Origin of the sequence: Actinokineospora diospyrosa (assembly GCF_024171925.1) — a bacterium.
Lineage (GTDB): Bacteria > Actinomycetota > Actinomycetes > Mycobacteriales > Pseudonocardiaceae > Actinokineospora > Actinokineospora diospyrosa.
On record NZ_JAMTCO010000008.1, the window covers coordinates 85221 to 102252 of the forward strand.

Genomic DNA, 17032 nt, shown 5'->3' on the forward strand with positions numbered 1-17032 from the left:
GCGCGCGAACGTGGTCGAGGCCGTCCTGTTCCAAGGTGAACTCGGATCGCTTTTCCTGGAACCACCGACGACCGCCATCGGAGGACACGACACCTCCGATCGCTCTGCTGCCGGGACACCCTACCAGTGGATCAAGATCGAGGCCCTGGGTCGGGTGGTCGAGCGCGGTTCGTCGGCGAAGCGGTGTGCGTGGTGCCTGGAAGGGCAGCGACCGCTCGAGAAACGCACGACATCGCCGACCGTCGTCGCCCGGGTTCCTTCACCCTGGTCGAGAGGGGCTGGCGGCCTGTCCGGGCTACCGCACCTCTATCCCGACAGCGCGGGCTGGGTACTCGACAGCGGCGCCTACAACATGATCGTCCCTGGCAGCCAGCACAAAGACAGTCCACTGGAGTACGCGAAAGCCATGCGCCGCTACCGCCGTGCCATGGGCCACCTGCACTGGCTACCCTCACCTCTTAGCTTTGGGGGCCAGCCTTAGCAGGTCTCGCCGCTCGTCGGCTGACGTGACACTTCTTGGTGACCTAGGAGTCGATATGTTTCGAAGCTGAAACGGCCGACCAAAGGCGCCCATTTGCGATACACGACAGCTTCCGTCATGACCGGGGGATTCTTCTCGATCCATTCGGCGATGTCGGCCGCACCGCAGTCGCGAAGCACTACGATCATGTCGCTACCATGCGCGCAATTCTGGATCGCAGTGAGCAGCGTCGCGGCCTGAGTTGGTCTGCCGGTGACCGCGGTGAGAAGAACTGCGGCAGCCTGGAACGGTGCCGTGTCAGCACCACTCAGGAAGGTGTCCAGCTCGTCGTGCGCGCTGATGCGCAACAGACGGTAGAGATTGACGAGCTTCTTCATCGCTCGCGGTGTCGGCAGGAGTCAGCCAAGCGCGGGAGGAAGCTCAGCTCAGCCTCCGACAACTCGAGTGGCTGGGCAAGCACGGAGATACATCGCAGCCTGTTCTTCGCGTAGGACGACGCAGCGCGAATGGCACGTGGAAGATCTTGCCCAGGTTTTACGTAGTCTTTCAACGCTTGCACTTCATGCGGTATGCCCTGGGTGATCGGCGAATGGCGAACTTAACTGCGAATCATTCATCAAGACTCACTCCGCTTGTGCTCGGTTGACCAGATTCGGCGCCTCCAACGCACGGTGTAGGCGCTCATCCGACGAGCCAGCTCCAAGGGAGATGCCGTTGGGGCCAGAGTCGCCCGATCGTGCAGTCAGGCAGTGCAGACCGAGTGAGATCTCCGACCTGGCCGTAACCGATCCATGTAAGCAAGCGACGGCTGTCGAGTCGATGGCCAGCCGAAGCCTCTGCGAGGCGCTTTCGCTCCTACTCCTGGGTGATCTCAACGTCCTCGAACCCGACCATCACCCTGCGCACCGCGGACAGTTTGCCCCGTTCGAGTACGACTTCTACACCGACCTCACCCACCGCCACGGCCTACGTGATCTGTTCCGTCACCTTCACCCACACGAGGTCCAACACAGCTGGGCACGTCGAGCCGAACTGGGCTACCGCTACGACCACGCCCATGGCACACACGCGCTCGCAGGCGACCTGATCGCCTGCGAATACCTCCACGAAACCAGGACACCCACAGCGGACGGAACTCGACTCACCGACCACTCCGCACTCTCGGTGCGCCTCGCCCTGACTGCCACCACACGCCTGCTAACGTCGGACCCCGCCACGGCGGCCACACTCGCCGAGACGGAGCCAACCTTGTTCTGAATCGGAGATCCGCTCACGGTCCGGCCCCGCTGGCACACCACGCCCGCCAGCGGACCGCGAGGACCACCCCACGCCATGCCCACTCGCACCACAACACCCCGCATCGGCGCGCGCGTCCTCCTCCTGGACCCCGCCGACCGCGTGCTTCTCATCCACGCCCTCGACCCCGCCGCACCCGACCACCACTGGTGGGAACTCCCCGGCGGCGGCCTCGACCCTGGCGAAGACCTCCACACCGCGGCACGCCGAGAACTCGCCGAGGAAACCGGGATCCTGCTCGCGGACCTGGAACGCAAACTCTGGGTGCGCGAGACCCGATTCCACTACAAAGGCCACGACTACCACCGCATCGAACACGTCTTCCTCGCCCGAACACCCACAACAACGCCTCAGACGACGCCCAAACCCACAGCCAACGAGAAGGCTGGACTCATCGAACGCCGCTGGTGGACAGGCCAGGACCTCCACCGCTGCCACGACAAACTCCTCCCTCCAACACTGCCTACCCTCCTGCATAACCTCCTCACCAACCAACTCGGCCCGGAACCACTCGCCCTAGCCGACTGACCTGTGCCACCGCTGCTAGGGGCCTGAACTAAGGGCCGCAGGACATCCTGCGTCGATAGCGACGGCTAGTGGTCGCCTCCGCGTCAGCGTCGGCGGATGACTGGCATCACCCGGTCGCGCCAAGACTTCACGAACACCGCGCGCACCTGGTGATCATGTAGTCGCCAGCCGGTGCGCGGGATCGCGTTCCGGGCGCAACCGACCCAGCACCGGCCCACTGGAAGTACCGGTACCAGACATCGACCGGGCATGGAGCCCGCGCATCGAATCCCCTGCCAGGGACGTGGTGAATCCCGTCGTGGTGCGGGTCGGCGTGGTTCGCCGAGGTATAGGGATACGCGGTGCGCAGCGCCACATCGTGCGCGTGGGCCGTGCGGGTCGCCAGCCGTGGGGCTGCCAGCCTCTCGGGTGTCGCGTGAGTTCGTTGGGACGTATGGGTGGAGTGTGTGCCAAAGATCGTGCGCTGTCTCGATGCAGTGGCGACGCTGTAGGCACGAGGAGGGGACAGTGATGGCCTTTGATGAACCGAACAGTCCGTACCTTGATCCTCAGCACGGGATGATGCAAGGCGACGGTAGCCGTTGGCCGGGAACGACCCCATCGGAGCCGCCCATCGAGGTGGATCCGTATGGCCCTCCGGGACTTGCCCCTCCCACCCCCCTCAATCAGTTGGGGAACCCTCTCGGGGAGCAGAGGCTGGTCAGGCGGGTTGCTCCCGGTGGTGGTTCGCCTCTGCTCGCGGGCGTCATCGTGGGTCTGTTCGGGTTCGCCGTGGCTGGTGGGGTGCTGTGGTTCAAGCAGGGGCAGGCGTTGGCGGAGACCAGGGCGGTGCTCGGCATTGTCATCCCCGATGTGTGGTTCTCTCCTGGCAACGCGGACGGTGTCTGGCGATTGCGTGTGTTTGTCGTGGCATTCACCCTTATCGCCTTCCTGGTGCTCACCCTGCTCCGGTATCGCCTCGCCACCGCGCGAGCGCGGTCGGAGGACGAACCTGGACGGCCGGTCGCGATCCTGTGTCTGACCGTCGTCAGGACGTTGCTGATCGCCGAGGCGGTCGCGCTGTTCTTCCTCGCCGGGCGCCTCAACGACCCGACGGAATCGGGGTGGCCACTGTTCGGCGCCTCGGTGGGGATGCCGGTCAGTGACTGGACCTGGTTCGCCAACACGATGTTGCCCTGGATCGTCCTCGCGCTCATCGTGATCGGGACGACGATCAACTCGGCCACCCGCGCGATACGGCGAGCGGAGACTATCGCTGCCAGTCGACTGTGAGATCAGCGTGGTACGCGTCGTCCCGCGATCGCAGGCGAAACCCACCCACTGAAGGCGGTGCCGACGCGGATCATCCAGATGGCTTCGGCCAGCAGTGTGGTGCTATGTGGACGATGCGATTGGTGATCATCGGGCCGGGAATCGCTCAGGTGTCACGTGGATCCCTTGGCGCCCAATAGGCCACGCTGGTCGAACCGAACGGGAGGTGCATCCGGAGGCCAAGTCTTACCCAGCGCCGTAGCGAGGCTCGAGGTTTAGCATCCTGTGCGGGCTGCTGTGCTGTCTCGGCGGAGGTGCTGAGCGTGTTGATTCGTGTCGAGAGTTCGTTGGCGTCGCCGTCGTTCTCAGCTCCGGAGGTGGTGCTCGCTGGATCCCGCCGACTCGCCATGGTGCAGCGCCACGCCCACGGCACTCCGCCCGAACGGGTTCGGCAGAAGAGTTTGCGGGAGTCCGTGGTTAAAGGTCAGCCGCAAGCTCAACGCCCGCTCCCGCCACGACGTCCACCTCTAAGCGCGATCTCCACCGTCGTCTCGACCGGTGGCTGCGGGGTCAACGGCAAACAGGCTGTTGATCCAACGTTGGGTTCACCAGTTCTTCGCATTGCACCCGAACTCGCTGCGGGCTCATCGTCCATTCCGTGTACGGCGGGTTGTAGCCCATACCACCCCCGTCTTCGGTCGCGTAGACGAGACCGGTGGTGATCGGGATCGAGTGAACCTCGCCGCTGACCTCGGCACGCACATCCATACGATAGGCCTGCGGCCCCGAACCTCCGAGGAAGCCCAGCACCACGTCGACCTCTCTCGCCCGTCCCGGTGAAAGCCGCATCGACTCGGTGAAGCCGACCTGGGCAGGGTCTCCGTCGCGGAGCATGAGACCAGGCACGGCACTCTCGGATGGCATTCGATCGCTGTCCCTAGCTGGCAGACAGGACAGACGTTCGCTGGGCAGCGGCCGGTCAGGCGGGAAAGGGCTGGGGTCCGAGGTGAATGTCATCTGCAGTCCTGACACGTTGACTCGGCGATTCGCTGTCACACTTACAGTGACGACAGTATCAAGGGTCGGCAACGCACCCTCTCTCACTGCCCAGTTGAAGAGCGCGGCACAGTCGCTTACGTCTGCGGGTGGCGTCCGCGCCGCCAGATCCCTGGGAACCATGAGGTACCAAGCTTCGCTGGCTGGTGGTGTCCGAAGGGCAACAGCGGCTGCCAGCGTCAGTGGCTCCGGCATGGTCGGGCTCGGAGGAGACACCTGAGGCGTCGACAAGGACGGATCGGATTCGGGAGCGACGGCTGCGGCCACCAGTAAGCTCGCCGTCAGGCCGACGATAAAGCCTCCGCAGGTCGTCAGAATCGACCGGTGGGCTGGGCGCATCAGAACTTACGCCCCGGGCCGTGGTCGACCCAACTGCCCGGCCACTGGACATTGAACCCAAACCGCTGCTGGTAGTGAGCAGCGAACGCTGTCGTGATGAATGGCTGCTCGTTGACTCGGAACGCACGTGTTGTGCCATCGATCCTGGCCGTGATGATGATGTGCCAGGCGCAGCAGGAGCGGGTGGTCCTACCGACGACCGTGAACGGTTGTGAACTCCCGGGTTCCAACTCGACGTTTTCACCGTAGGTCCATGACTCGCCAAACTCGCCGTCCTCACCTAGAACCTTCGCCTGCGGCGAGTCTTCGTCCAAGTCGAACCCAATTCCTATGACAGGCACTCCGCCTTCCGCGCCCGCCCAGACGAGAGTGCCCGCCAGGACGGGTGTTCGCGTTACCTCTGCTCGGAGATCAGTGATCAGGATTGGTTTTGGCCACTGGTTGGTCACGATTAGCCGCAGTCGGGTGATGCTGCGTTCCGGATCCAGTCCCGATACCATCATTCGGACCGCGCCTGCCCCGGCCAAGGCGCCGGGGAGTCGGGGAGGGCCGTTCAACGCGAGTAGGTCACGCGCTTGTTCGCTGGAAAGCGGCTCGGGGAAGGCCCAGCCCGAATTGTCATCCGGTTGTTCCTGGACCTTGGCCTCCATCGTGAGTATCCCTTTGGCCTCGGCCGCTTCCTGTGCCGCTCGGTCGACCTCCTCTTGGGCGTGTGGCTCGATCGCCGGATTGACGAACCAGTTGCCTAGAACGCCTAGTAGACTGCCTGCCATCGCACCGCCGATGGCAAGGACAGCGTCTCGCCGAGGCAAGACCTGCTTGCGCCACACGATGCGTTCGGCAAGCTGTTGCGCTTGGCTGGCGAACTCGTGATCGCTGCTTAGTGCTTGCCGCACAACAGCGAAGGTTTCGTCGGAGCAACCTTCAGGATGGTTGACCCGGTCCCATGTCGAGGTGTTCGTCTCTGTGCCGGTCAGCTTTGCCCGGACCAAGGTCCGTAGGCTGGAGCGTTCTTTGCGTGGGCCCTCGGCGGAACGCACCGCGGCCACGACAAGGGCAGCAAGTGCGGCGTCGTCCATATCCTGAGCTACCTTCCAAGTTGGGCGTGGGCGGCGGCAACTTTAGCAGTAAAGCTCGACGATCGGAGCTTCTGTCGAAAATTAGCCAGTGGGATACTGGGTGTCCCAGGGTGGACCTCCTTATCGCTGTGGCTGGTTTGCAGAAGTGGACGCCCGAGAAATATATGTTGTTGGCTGCTACAGCTAGAAGTAGAGAATATGAAATCGGATGAGTTGAATCGAGGTGGATGATCGTGCGGGAAATCCCGTGTATGGTGCTTGGCCCGGTTGGAGTGGCCAGGGCAACCGGCAGACGTCCGGCGGCGGCTACTTCGGCGGCGTCCGGGGCTTCGGGCTCGGTTGGGTCGCCCGGGTTGCTGATCGGCGACAGGTCATGCGGTTCGGGAGTGCAGCCATGTTGCTGCACCGTGTGCGCCAACTCGTGGGCGAGCAGCCTGCGGCTTGCCGCGAAGCTGATGTCGCGCTTGAGCGTGCGCGGTCGCGGCGACCGGGGATCTGGTCGGAGATTTCGTCGGCGTGGATCTGGATGTCGTCGAAGCCGGTGCTGGGCAGTGGGTCCAGGTCGGCGCGCAGCGCGGGGCTGAGCGGTTCGCCTGTGGCACGCAGCTCCCGGGAGACCGGTTTCCGCTGGCCTGCTGGTGTTTCTCGGTCGTGACGGGAGGATGTCACATGTGTGCCTGCTATTGGTTGCGGACAGCCGTAGCGGGACACGTTACTCCGGTTCGCAAACGCACGTAGTACCTGCGAAATGGTTGCCATTTGCCATTTTCGGGAGTGTGTCGCACCGGATGACGGAGTGTGGTTGTTGATCGCGTTATTGCGATAGTCGGGTGATGAGATATCCACCTGTTCGGCGTAGTAGCACTACCGCGACGACTAGCGACCCACAATTGGGGTGTTGGAAGCGGATTGGGGGCGGATGGCAACCATACGAATTTTGGCCTATTTTCGGTCGAGTCGGGGTGGGGTTGTCGGGGTGGGTTGGTCACGCGGTCGTCGATAGTTCGCCTTGCGTGGAGGTTGTCATGCCGGTCGCGTTGGCCTATTCGGATGTGTATGTCGAGGAAATGCCGAGCGGGGTTCGGCCGATCGGCGGCGTGGCGGCGTCCATCACGGCTTTCGGCGGTCGGGCTCGGCGTGGCCCGACCGACGGGGGCGGGCCGGTGGTGGTGAACAGCTATACCGACCATGAGCGGATGTTCGGTGGCTTGTGGCTGGAGAGTCCGATGTGGTTCACGCGGGCGATCGTAGTTCGGCTGCACCGGACGAAGACCACGGCCGACACCGTCGCCAAGGCTCCTGGTGGGTGGGGGAGGCGATTATGTACGCACCTGGATGCTGTGGGACGACAACACCTGCTAGAAGGTGGCCAACCCGGACACGACCGTCGGCGTGGACACCGAAGTGATCACCAAGGCCGCCGTCTTCCGCGAGCAGCGCCGGGCCGTGCTGGGCCCGCGGCGGGACACGAAGACGGGCGCGGCCATCGCGGCCGGTACGAACAGCGCCGATGCCGCCAACTGCTTCCCCGCGACTGGTCCGATCGAACCCGTTGCGGGACAGCCGGATCGAAGCGCTCGCGCCGTGTGGCCGGGGTGATCGAGCGCACGGACGCCGCGGCGAACCCCCGGCGATTCGGCCCTTGCAAGAACGTCAAGTGACGCTGCCGCACGCCTGCATAGCGTGCTCGTTCCAGGCTCGTGCCACGGGAGGCTCGATCTTTCACTCGAGATAGGAGTCGTTGACTTGTCCACCACTATCGATGTTTCCGTCCGCGCCGAGGCGATCGGATCTGATCCGATGGCTGTTGTCGAAGAGATCTCCGGCTGGCTGTCCACGCCCGCCGAGGAGGTCGATCGGGAGTTCGCCTGCGAACTCGACCGGTTACGAATCGCTGTTTCGGTGATGAATTCCGACGCCGCCGCGGGTGACCGGCGCGCCCACTACTGCCAGCAACTCCTCCTGGCCAGGATCTACCAGCTGACCATGCAGATCCCCGAACAGCCGACCGCTGAGGGATCGGTGGTGGTGCACGAGGTGATGCGGCTGCTCGAGGCCGCGACGCTGGCCGCCGAGGACGACCGGATCGAGCCGGGCATCCTGGACCAGGCGCCCGCCCAGCCGAAGGCGTACCTGTCCTGGCTCAAAGGGACCGCCCGCGCGCACCGGGTGTTCAAGCACCCGTACTACCAGGACTTCATCAAGGACCACGCGACGGTCGACGACCTGCGCAACTACGTGATGCAGGAGTCGGTGGTCGACGGCCGCTTCGACGACCTGCTGGCGATGATGCAGGTGGGCACCAGCGGCGGCGCCAAGATGGAGATCGCCACCAACTTCTGGGACGAGATGGGCAACGGCAACCAGGCCGAGGTCCACACCCACCTGTTCAACAAGATCTTCGAGGTATTCGAGATCACCTCGGCGGAACTGGAGGCGGGGCTCAGCGCGAACGCCCTGCTCAGCGGCAATCTGGCGGTTCTGCTGAGCCGCTACCGCACCTTCTACGCCGAGGCCGTCGGCTTCCTCGGGATGACCGAGTGGTTGGTGCCCGACCGATTCGTGCAGGTGGTCAAGGCGTGGGAGCGGCTCGGCCTGCCCGATGTCGGCATCGTCTACCACCGGCTGCACATCACGGTCGACGCGCAGCACGCCGCGGGCTGGTTCCACAACGTGGTGATCCCCGCCGCGTCCTCGCCCGCCATGCGCCGCGGCATGATGCGCGGCGCCCTGTGGCGGCTGAACTCCTCGTGCCGCTACCTCGACGAGCGGATGCCCACCACCGACCGCTGACCGCCGCGCACCCCCTGCCGAGAGCACACAGGAAGGCAAGACGTTCGATGCCACTGAACCACCAGCGCTTCACCGTGATCGACCTGCCGGCGCCACCTGTGGACGTCCTGCGCAGCTACGACCGCTGCCCGGTCGACGACTACATGGGCAATGGCACCCGCTTCAAGCGGTTCTCCCAGTACCGGATGCACTGGGAGCAGGACCGTGGTTGGGACTTCGAGCTGCTGCCGCACCGGGACTACACCACGTTCACCAAGTTCAACCCGGTGGCTGGCGGTATCCGTCGGATCTACCAACCGATCGAGGTGGACTTCACCACCATGATCGCCGCGGGTGCCGCGGCCTTCCCGCTGGACACCAGCGAGAGCTGGCAGATCAACGTGCACCAGAACCGGACGCGGGCCGAGGCCGACCGGGTGGGCCCGCTGACCCCGGAGGGCGTGCACCACGACGGCCACGAGTTCGTGATGATCGCAGTGCTGGCGCGCCACAACGTCGCGGGCGCCGAGACCCGGCTGTGGCACGACGGCGCCGACGCGCCGTTCTGGAGCGGCACCCTCGAGGCCGGGCAGGCGGTGCTGCTGGACGACCGGGCGATCGCGCACGACGTGACCGACGTCGAGTCCGCGGATGGCGGCCAGGCGCACCGCGACATCGTGATCGTGGCGTTCTCCCGCTGGCAGGAGAAGTGGTACGGCGACGAGCACGACCGCGCGGCGTTGGCCGAGCCCGGGGTCACCGGCAGTTGAGCACCGTGGATCCCGCGGGCGGCACCGTCCTTAGTGCACGGTGCCGCCAGTCTGGCCCGCCCGTGATGAGGGGTTGACGAGATGACTCACTTCACCAAATACCAGGCCCTTGGCAACGACTACGTGGTGATCGACCCGAGGGACGCCGCCTTCGAGCCGACCGGGCAGGACGCCCTGCTGTTGTGCGACCGCAACTTCGGGATCGGCGCGGACGGGGTGCTCTACGGCCCGATCGGCCCGGTGGACGCGGACCAACCGGTGCGGCTGCGGATCTTCAACTCCGACGGCAGCGAGTGCGAGAAGAGCGGCAACGGCATCCGGATATTCGCCCTGCACTTGGCCGCGCGGCACCTGCCCGGAGTGCGGGAGTTGACCGTGCGCACTTTGGGCGGCGACTCGCCGGTGCGCATCGTCGACGAGCAGGCAGGCGTCGTCAGCGTCGGCATGGGCCTGCCGAGCTTCGACGCCGCGGCGGTGCCGATGCTCGGCATCACCGGGCTCGCCGTCGAGCAACCGCTGCTCGTCGACGGCCAGCAGCTCACGGTGACCGCCCTCAACCTGGGCAACCCGCATGCCGTGGTGTTCACCGAGCACCCGACCCGCGAGCTCGCCTGCGCGCTCGGACCCCTGATCGCCGAGCACGAGCGCTTCCCGACGAGGACCAACGTCCAGTTCCTGCGGGTGCTGGACCGCCGGACGATCCAGATCGAGGTCTGGGAGCGCGGGGCGGGCTACACGCTGGCCTCGGGCAGCAGCGGCTGCGCGGCGACCGCCGTGGCGCACCGGCTCGACCTGGTCGACACCGGCGCCGAGATCACCGTGCGGATGGCGGGCGGGGAGATCGGCGTGACCGTGGCACCGGACAGCACGGTGACCATGACCGGCGGCGCCGAGCACGTGCTGAGCGGCACGCTGGCCGCCGCGCTGGTCGCCCGGCTCGGCAACCACGCCGATCAAGACGCGGTAGCGCACTCCGATCGAGACGCGGTAGCGCACGCTGAGCCCGCGGCGGTGCGCGCATGAGCACCGAGTACCCGATGCGGCGGTGGGTGTTCGAGGACGCCGCGGGCCGTTACGACATCGATCTCGGCGACAGCAACGTGCAGTGCAGGCACCTGGCGTCGCTCGCCGTCCCAGCCGACATCGAGCTGAACTACGGCATGGACCGTGGAACCCAGCGGCTCCGCGAGCTGATCGCCGAGCAGTACGGCGACGGGGCCGACTCGGTCGCGGTGACGCACGGGGCGCAGGAGGCGCTGTACCTGCTGTACAACGTGCTGCTGCGGCCGGGCGACCAGGTGATCACCTTCCGGCCGGGCTGGCCGCAATCCTGGGCCGTGCCCGCACTGCTGTCCGCCGAGGTGGACGTGCTCGACCTGAGCGACGATTTCAGCATCGACGTGGCCGCGGTGCGGGCCGCGGCCCGCCCGAACCTGCGGTTGGTCGTGGTGAACACACCGTGCAACCCGACCGGGAGGCGTGCCGGGCCGCTCGAGCTGGCCGGTCTCGCCGATCTGGTCGCCGAGACCGGCGGGTACCTGCTGCTGGACGAGGAGTACTCGCTGGACCTGGCCTCCTCGGCCGCGGTGGGCAGCGACCGGGTGTTCTCGGTGTCCAGCGTGTCCAAGATCTACGGCCTGCCCGGGCTGCGGGTGGGCTGGTTGTACGGGCCACCCGCCGTGGTCGCCGCGTGCGCCGAGCGCAAGCACCTGACGTCCATCTCGAACTCGGTGCTCTGCGAGGCGCTGGCGTGCGGGGTGCTCGCCGATCGTCAGTTCTACGCCGCCGAGTACGACCGGCTGACCGGCGGCGGCCTGCGGTTGCTGCGCGACTGGGTGGCGCGCCACCCCGACAAGCTGCGTCTCTTGCCGCCCGACGGGACCCCGTTCGCGTGGTTGCAGCTGACCACGGGGGAGTCTGCCCTGTCGTTCTGCCGCCGGGTGCTCGACGCCGGTGTGCTGCTGATGCCCGCCGAGACGCTCGGCGGCCAGGGCGGGGTGCGGCTGTGCTTCGCCCGTGAGCAACGAGAACTGGCCGAAGGGCTGCGTCGCATCGACGCCGTACTGCACTCGGTTCCGGTTGACCGGGATCCCCTAACCACGACGTCGCCGAACCCCGGCCCGGGCCGAATGGAGCACGTGAGCAGATGAGAGCCGCCAACGGAGCGCAGGCGCTCGACCAAGCCGTGGCCGCCGAGCCGACCCGGCTCCCGCTGTCCTTCGGGCAGGAGCAGCTGTGGTTCCTCCGCCAGCTGAATCCCGATGAGATCGTCTACAACCTGGGATCTGCCTACCGGCTTCGCGGGGCGCTGGACGTCGGCGTGCTGCGCGCCAGCCTCAGCCGGGTGGTGAACCGGCACGACATGCTGCGGTCCACCTTCGGCATCGAGGACGGCAGCCCGTACCAGGTGATCGGCCCGCACCGCGAGGTCGAGCTGATCGTGACCGACCTGAGCGACCTGCCCGCCGTTGAGCGCGAGCAGACGCTCCAGGACGCGCTGGACGCCGAGAACCGCACCCCGTTCGACCTGGCGCAGCCGCTGTACCGCTTCAAGCTCTGGCGGCTGGGCGGCGACGAGAACGTGTTCTGGTTCGGCTGGCACCACATCGTGATCGACGGCTGGTCGTCGGGTTCGGTGATCGCCGAGCTGACCGCCACGTACCGGGCGCTGCTCGCCGGATCCGAGCCCGCGCTGCCGCAGCTGGCGATGACCTACGCCGAGCACATCGCGCAGCAGCGCGAGCGGCTCTCCGGCGAGGCACTGGAGGAGGAGCTGCGGTACTGGGAGCAGTCGCTCGCCGGGCTGCCGGTGCTGGAGCTGCCGACCGACCGGCTGCGCCCAGCGGTGCCCAGCGGTCGCGGCGAGATGCTCAGCGTGGACTGCGACCCGCGGCTGCTGGCGAGCCTGCGCGAGCTCGCCCAGCAGCACGGTGTGTCGCTGTTCATGGTGCTCACGGCCGCGGTGACCATCGTGCTGGCGCGCTACTCCGGCGAGGAGGACATCCCGCTCGGGGTGCCGATGCTGGGCCGGGTCGACCCGGACCTGGAGGACGTGGTCGGCATGTTCATCAACATGGTGGTGCAGCGCACCAGCACGGCGGGCGACCCGACCTTCGTCGAGCTCGTGGAACGCATCGCCGACGCCAGCCTCGATCTATACGAGCACCAGGAGATCCCGCTGGAGATGGTGGTGCAGCGGGTGCAGCCGATCCGCGACCCCAGCCGCAATCCGCTGTTCCAGGTGTCGGTGCAGGTCCTCGGCGAGAGCATGTCCGGGGCGGGTTTCCAGCTGCCCGGCATCGAGTCCGAGCGGGTGCCGCTCGAGTCGGTGCTGGCCATGTTCGACCTGGTGATCAACTTCTGGGAGTCGGCGGACGGCCTGCGGCTGGACATCGGCTACGCCACCGACCTGTTCGACCGCTGGCGGATCGACGGGCTGGCCGACCACATCCAGACCGTGCTCGGCGCGGTCGCCGCCGAGCCGTCCCTGCGGGTGTGGCAGGTGCCGCTGCTGTCGGGGACCGAGCGGTCCCGGATCCTGGCGGCGGGCCGCGGTGAGGTCGCCGAGTTCACCCACGACGCCGTGCACGTCACCATCGCGGAGCTGGCCAGGTCCACACCGGACGCGGTGGCGCTGGTCTGCCGCGACGTCGAGATGACCTATGCCGAGTTGGACCGGCGGGCCGACCTGGTGGCCCGGCTGGTGCGCTCGCACGGCATCGAGCACGAGGACATCGTGGCCATCGCGATGGACCGCGACCTGGACGCGCTGGTCGCCATGCTCGGCGTGCTCAAGGCCGGTGCGGCGTTCACCGTGCTCGACCCGAGCCACCCGGCCAAGCGGCTGGACTACATGCTGCGCGACACCGCCACCCGGCTGCTGCTCACCCGCACCAGGCACCTGCCGCAGCTCCCCTCGGCAGGCGGCTGGGCCGTCGTGGCGCTGGACGCCGAGTGGGACGCCGTCGAGGCCATCCCCGCGGACATTCCACTGGCCGAGTGGGCCACCGGTCGGTCGCTCGCCTACGTGATCTACACCTCCGGCTCGACCGGTCAGCCCAAGGGCGTCATGGTTGATCACCGCGACCTCCAGTGCTTCCTGCAGGCGTACCGGCGGACGTTCGACTTCGGCGCCGGTTCCCGGATGCTGCAGCTGCCCGCGCTGACCTTCGACATGTCCATCGGCGAGATCTTCACCGGTCTCACCGCGGGCGCGACGTTGGTACTGGTGTCGCCTGAGGAAGGGCTGTCGCCGGACGCGCTGAGCAGGCTGATGCGCGACCAGCGGGTGACTTACGCGGGCCTGTCGCCCGCCATCCTGTCGGTGCTCGATCCCGACCCGTACCCCGACCTGCGCGGGGTGATGAGCGGTGCCGACGCGGTGCCCGCCGAGATGGTCAACAAGTGGAACCTGCCCGGCCGGACCTTCGTGGACCTCTACGGTCCGACCGAGGCCACGGTGGCCTGCACCGAGTACGTCTGCGAGCAGGTGGACTGGCGCACCCCGCCGCCGATCGGCCACCCGGAGCAGAACCGGCTGGTGTACGTCGTGGACCGGGCTGGCAACCTCACCCCGCCGGGCATCGCCGGTGAACTGCTGATCGGCGGCGACGACGGGCTGGCCCGCGGCTACCTCAACCAGCCCGAGCTGACCGCGCAGACGTTCATCCCCGACCCGTTCCGGCCGACCGGCCGGGTGTACCGCAGCGGCGACCTGGTGCGCTGGCGGCCGGACCTGGAGCTGGAGTTCCTCGGTCGCATCGATCACCAGGTGAAGCTGCGCGGGCTGCGCATCGAGCTCGGCGAGATCGAGTCGGCGCTGCAGCTGCACCCGGGGGTGCGCATGGCCGTGGTGCTGCTGCGGCCGGACTCCCACGGCGAGAAGCAGTTGGTCGGCTACGTGACTGCCGAGTCCGAGCCCGCGCCGAGCATCGCCGAGCTCAAGCGGCACCTGGGCGAGCAGGTCCCGGAGTACATGGTGCCCACGGCCTGGGTGGTGCTCGACGAGTTCCCGCTGACCGCGGCCCGCAAGGTCGACCGCAAGGCACTACCGGCACCGGCGGAGCAGAACGAGCAGGCGGACGCCGAGTTCACGCCGCCGCAGACCCCGACCGAGACCGGCATCTGCGAGATCTTCGCCGAGGTGCTGGCGCTGCCGCGAGTGGGCTCGCAGGACAACTTCTTCGAACTCGGCGGCAACTCGCTGCAGGCCATGCGCGCGGTCAGCCGGATCAACAAGAAGTTCCGGGTCAAGATCAACATCCGGCTGCTCTACGGCAGGGCCGCGGTGCACGCGATCGCCGCCAAGATCGAGGAGATGATCGGTGCCTGACCTGCTGCCGGACACGATCGTGCCGATGCGGGAGACGGGTACGCGCACGCCGCTGTTCTGCGTGCACCCCGTTTCCGGCTCGGCGTACCCCTACCTGGGGCTGGCCGGTTTGCTCGGCGACGACCAGCCGGTGTACGGCTTCGAAGCGCCCGGCTACGACGACGACCGCCCGCCCGCCCGCGCCCTGGGGGAGTTGTCCGAGTACTACGTGTCGCTGCTGGGCGCGCACTGGCCCGGCCAACCGGTGACCTTGCTCGGCTGGTCGCTCGGCGGGGTGGTGGCCTACGACATGGCGCAGCGGCTGGCCGCGGCCGGGGTCGCCGTGCCCGCGCTCGTGCTGGTCGACGTCAAGGTGCCGTACCGGGCGCCGCTGCCGCCGGAGAAGACGATGCTGCTGAAGTTCCTGCACGACCTGACGGCGGTGGCACACACCTCGACCGACGCCGCGTCGACCTCCTTGGCCGACAAGCTCGACGCGATAGTGGGGCCGCACCCTGCCGACGCCGACCCGGCGGCGGTCTTCGACGCGATCGAACGCGCGGCGGTCCTGCCCGAGGAGGTGGACGCCGAGCTGCTCCTGCAGCGCTACCGCATCTTCCGGGCGCACGTGGCCGCGCTGTTCGACTTCGAGGTGCGCACCCCGTACCACGGGCCGGTGGTCCACATCAGGGCCGCCACGTCAGCCGGGGACCAGATGCGGTGGGAGCGGGTGGCACCGGCCCTGCGCGAGCACACCATCGAGGGCGACCACCATTCCATGTGGACCGGGAACGGCCTGTCCAGCATCGCGGGCATCGTCGCGGACCTGCAGCGATGAGCTCCACGCGATCCCGTGGCGAGCTGTGGCGCAACCCGGACTTCCTCAAGTTCTGGGCAGGGGAGACGCTGTCGCTCTACGGCACGCAGATCACCACGCTGGCGCTGCCGCTGACCGCGGTGCTGGTCTTCGATGCCGGTCCCGAGCAGGTCGGGTTCCTGCGGTTCATGCAGCTGGCGCCGTACCCGCTCTTCGCGCTGCTGTTCGGCGTGTGGGTGGACCGGGTGCGGCGGCGACCGTTGATGCTCGGCGCGAACTCGCTGCGGGCAGTGCTCATCGGGCTGGTGCCGGTGCTGGCCGCGATGGACATGCTCACGCAGCCGGTGCTGCTGGTGCTGGCGTTCGGCATCGGCGTGGCCTCGGTGCTGTTCGACGTCAGCTGGATGTCCTACCTGCCTGGCCTGCTCCGCGACAAGAAGTACTTGGTGGAGGCCAACTCCAAGCTGTCGACCACCGCCAGTTCCGCGGACGCCGCCGGGCCCGGCCTGGCAGGCGTGCTGATCAGCGCGCTCACCGCGCCGATCGCGATGGTTGTCGACGCGGTGAGCTACCTGGTCTCGGTGGTGTCGCTGGCCGCCATCCGCACCCGGGAGCCCGCGCCCGCTTCGGCCGCGGCCCGGCGGCACCTGCTGGCCGAACTAGCCGACGGCCTGCGGTGGGTGTTCGGTGACCGCTACCTGCGGGCGATCGCCTTCGTCGGCGCCTTCTGCAACTTCTTCACCATGGCCACGTCGACGATGTTCATCGTCTACGCGGTGCGCGATGTCGGCCTGTCCCCGGCGCAGTTGGGCGTCGTCTTCTCGCTCGGCGCTGTCGGTGGGCTGCTCGGCTCCCTGGTGTCGGGCAGGCTGCTCGCCCGCCACACGCCCGGCCGGGTCTACTTCTGGTCGCTGGCCGCGACGTTCACCGGCCCGGTGCTGATCCCACTGGCAGGCGGGCCGCGCTGGCTGGTTCTCGGTCTGTTCGTGGCTTCGTTCTTCTTCGCCTACGGCGGGCTCGCGGTGTCCAACGTGCTGATCATGAGCCTTAGGCAGACGGTGACGCCGCCGCACCTGATGGGCCGGATGAACGCGGCCATCCGCACCCTGCTGTTCGCGGGCGGCGCTCTCGGCGGCCCGGTGAGCGGCCTGCTGGCAGGCGCCGTCGGCCTGCGCCCCGCGCTGTGGGTCATCGGTGCCGCCGCGGTGCTGATGCTGCTGCCGGTGCTGCTGTCCCCGGTCAGCCGACTGGCGGCGATGCCGGAAGCCCCTTCCCAGGCACCACTCGATCCGATCGATCCGATTCCCGAGCGTACGAGGGAGTAAAACGACG

At 67.4% G+C, this 17032-nt stretch carries 14 protein-coding genes and 1 pseudogene; 11 read left to right on the forward strand and 4 right to left on the reverse strand.

Features of this window, described 5'->3' with window-relative positions; genetic code table 11:
* Positions 1 to 10: 10 nt before the first annotated feature.
* Complete coding sequence (locus tag LV75_RS16495; RefSeq protein WP_253887799.1) at positions 11 to 481, forward strand: hypothetical protein; 471 nt, start codon at positions 11 to 13, stop codon at positions 479 to 481.
* Here LV75_RS16495 and LV75_RS16500 read toward each other — a convergent pair.
* Complete coding sequence (locus LV75_RS16500; RefSeq protein ID WP_253887800.1) at positions 478 to 858, reverse strand: hypothetical protein; 381 nt, start codon at positions 856 to 858, stop codon at positions 478 to 480. The genes LV75_RS16495 and LV75_RS16500 overlap by 4 nt on opposite strands.
* 955 nt (positions 859 to 1813) lie before the next feature.
* Between LV75_RS16500 and LV75_RS16505 the strand changes: the two genes are divergently transcribed.
* Both LV75_RS16505 and LV75_RS16510 read left to right on the forward strand, forming a co-directional pair.
* On the forward strand, positions 1814 to 2305 hold the full coding sequence (locus LV75_RS16505; protein ID WP_253887801.1) for an NUDIX hydrolase: 492 nt from the start codon (positions 1814 to 1816) through the stop codon (positions 2303 to 2305).
* A gap of 510 nt (positions 2306 to 2815) precedes the next feature.
* A complete protein-coding gene (locus tag LV75_RS16510; RefSeq protein ID WP_253887802.1) occupies positions 2816 to 3577 on the forward strand; it encodes a hypothetical protein in 762 nt (253 codons plus the stop codon).
* Between the two features lie 549 nt (positions 3578 to 4126).
* Here LV75_RS16510 and LV75_RS16515 read toward each other — a convergent pair.
* The 3 genes and pseudogenes from LV75_RS16515 to LV75_RS35895 all read right to left on the reverse strand — a co-directional run.
* Positions 4127 to 4450 carry a hypothetical protein gene (locus tag LV75_RS16515; protein WP_253887803.1) on the reverse strand — a complete coding sequence of 108 codons (324 nt, stop codon included), beginning with the start codon at positions 4448 to 4450 and terminating at the stop codon, positions 4127 to 4129.
* A 500-nt stretch (positions 4451 to 4950) separates the two neighbouring features.
* A complete protein-coding gene (locus LV75_RS16520) occupies positions 4951 to 6030 on the reverse strand; it encodes a hypothetical protein (RefSeq protein WP_253887804.1) in 1080 nt (359 codons plus the stop codon).
* A 400-nt stretch (positions 6031 to 6430) separates the two neighbouring features.
* Positions 6431 to 6727: pseudogene (locus tag LV75_RS35895) on the reverse strand (hypothetical protein); the annotation flags it as partial.
* Positions 6728 to 7422: 695 nt separating this feature from the next.
* Here LV75_RS35895 and LV75_RS16525 point away from each other — a divergent pair.
* From LV75_RS16525 to LV75_RS16560, 8 genes are all read left to right on the forward strand, one after another.
* Entirely contained in the window at positions 7423 to 7629 is a 207-nt protein-coding gene (locus tag LV75_RS16525) for a hypothetical protein (RefSeq protein ID WP_253887805.1), read from the forward strand.
* 147 nt (positions 7630 to 7776) lie between these two features.
* Positions 7777 to 8823, forward strand: a complete 1047-nt coding sequence (locus LV75_RS16530) for an iron-containing redox enzyme family protein (RefSeq protein WP_253887806.1) — start codon at positions 7777 to 7779, stop codon at positions 8821 to 8823.
* 47 nt (positions 8824 to 8870) lie between these two features.
* Positions 8871 to 9572, forward strand: a complete 702-nt coding sequence (locus tag LV75_RS16535; RefSeq protein ID WP_253887807.1) for a 2OG-Fe dioxygenase family protein — start codon at positions 8871 to 8873, stop codon at positions 9570 to 9572.
* Positions 9573 to 9653: 81 nt separating this feature from the next.
* A complete protein-coding gene (gene dapF, locus LV75_RS16540; RefSeq protein ID WP_253887808.1) occupies positions 9654 to 10595 on the forward strand; it encodes a diaminopimelate epimerase in 942 nt (313 codons plus the stop codon).
* Entirely contained in the window at positions 10592 to 11722 is a 1131-nt protein-coding gene (locus LV75_RS16545; RefSeq protein ID WP_253887809.1) for a pyridoxal phosphate-dependent aminotransferase, read from the forward strand. Before dapF ends, LV75_RS16545 begins: the two co-directional genes overlap by 4 nt.
* Positions 11719 to 14904: a non-ribosomal peptide synthetase gene (locus LV75_RS16550; protein ID WP_253887810.1), complete on the forward strand. Its 3186-nt coding sequence runs from the start codon at positions 11719 to 11721 to the stop codon at positions 14902 to 14904. Before LV75_RS16545 ends, LV75_RS16550 begins: the two co-directional genes overlap by 4 nt.
* Entirely contained in the window at positions 14897 to 15721 is an 825-nt protein-coding gene (locus LV75_RS16555; protein WP_253887811.1) for a thioesterase domain-containing protein, read from the forward strand. The genes LV75_RS16550 and LV75_RS16555 overlap by 8 nt, the downstream gene beginning before the upstream one ends.
* The gene (locus tag LV75_RS16560; protein WP_253887812.1) at positions 15718 to 17025 is read left to right on the forward strand and encodes an MFS transporter; all 1308 of its coding nucleotides are present in this window, start codon (positions 15718 to 15720) and stop codon (positions 17023 to 17025) included. The genes LV75_RS16555 and LV75_RS16560 overlap by 4 nt, the downstream gene beginning before the upstream one ends.
* Positions 17026 to 17032 lie beyond the last annotated feature (7 nt).

Excerpts from the sequence above, each read along its gene's own strand:
- LV75_RS16535 (WP_253887807.1), top strand. The coding sequence starts at position 8,871 with ATGCCACTGAACCACCAGCGCTTCACCGTGATCGACCTGCCGGCGCCA.
- LV75_RS16545 (WP_253887809.1), top strand. The coding sequence starts at position 10,592 with ATGAGCACCGAGTACCCGATGCGGCGGTGGGTGTTCGAGGACGCCGCG.
- LV75_RS16510 (WP_253887802.1), top strand. The coding sequence starts at position 2,816 with ATGGCCTTTGATGAACCGAACAGTCCGTACCTTGATCCTCAGCACGGG.
- LV75_RS16515 (WP_253887803.1), bottom strand. The coding sequence starts at position 4,450 with ATGCTCCGCGACGGAGACCCTGCCCAGGTCGGCTTCACCGAGTCGATG.
- LV75_RS16560 (WP_253887812.1), top strand. The coding sequence starts at position 15,718 with ATGAGCTCCACGCGATCCCGTGGCGAGCTGTGGCGCAACCCGGACTTC.
- dapF (WP_253887808.1), top strand. The coding sequence starts at position 9,654 with ATGACTCACTTCACCAAATACCAGGCCCTTGGCAACGACTACGTGGTG.
- LV75_RS16520 (WP_253887804.1), bottom strand. The coding sequence starts at position 6,030 with ATGGACGACGCCGCACTTGCTGCCCTTGTCGTGGCCGCGGTGCGTTCC.
- LV75_RS16505 (WP_253887801.1), top strand. The coding sequence starts at position 1,814 with ATGCCCACTCGCACCACAACACCCCGCATCGGCGCGCGCGTCCTCCTC.
- LV75_RS16500 (WP_253887800.1), bottom strand. The coding sequence starts at position 858 with ATGAAGAAGCTCGTCAATCTCTACCGTCTGTTGCGCATCAGCGCGCAC.
- LV75_RS16550 (WP_253887810.1), top strand. The coding sequence starts at position 11,719 with ATGAGAGCCGCCAACGGAGCGCAGGCGCTCGACCAAGCCGTGGCCGCC.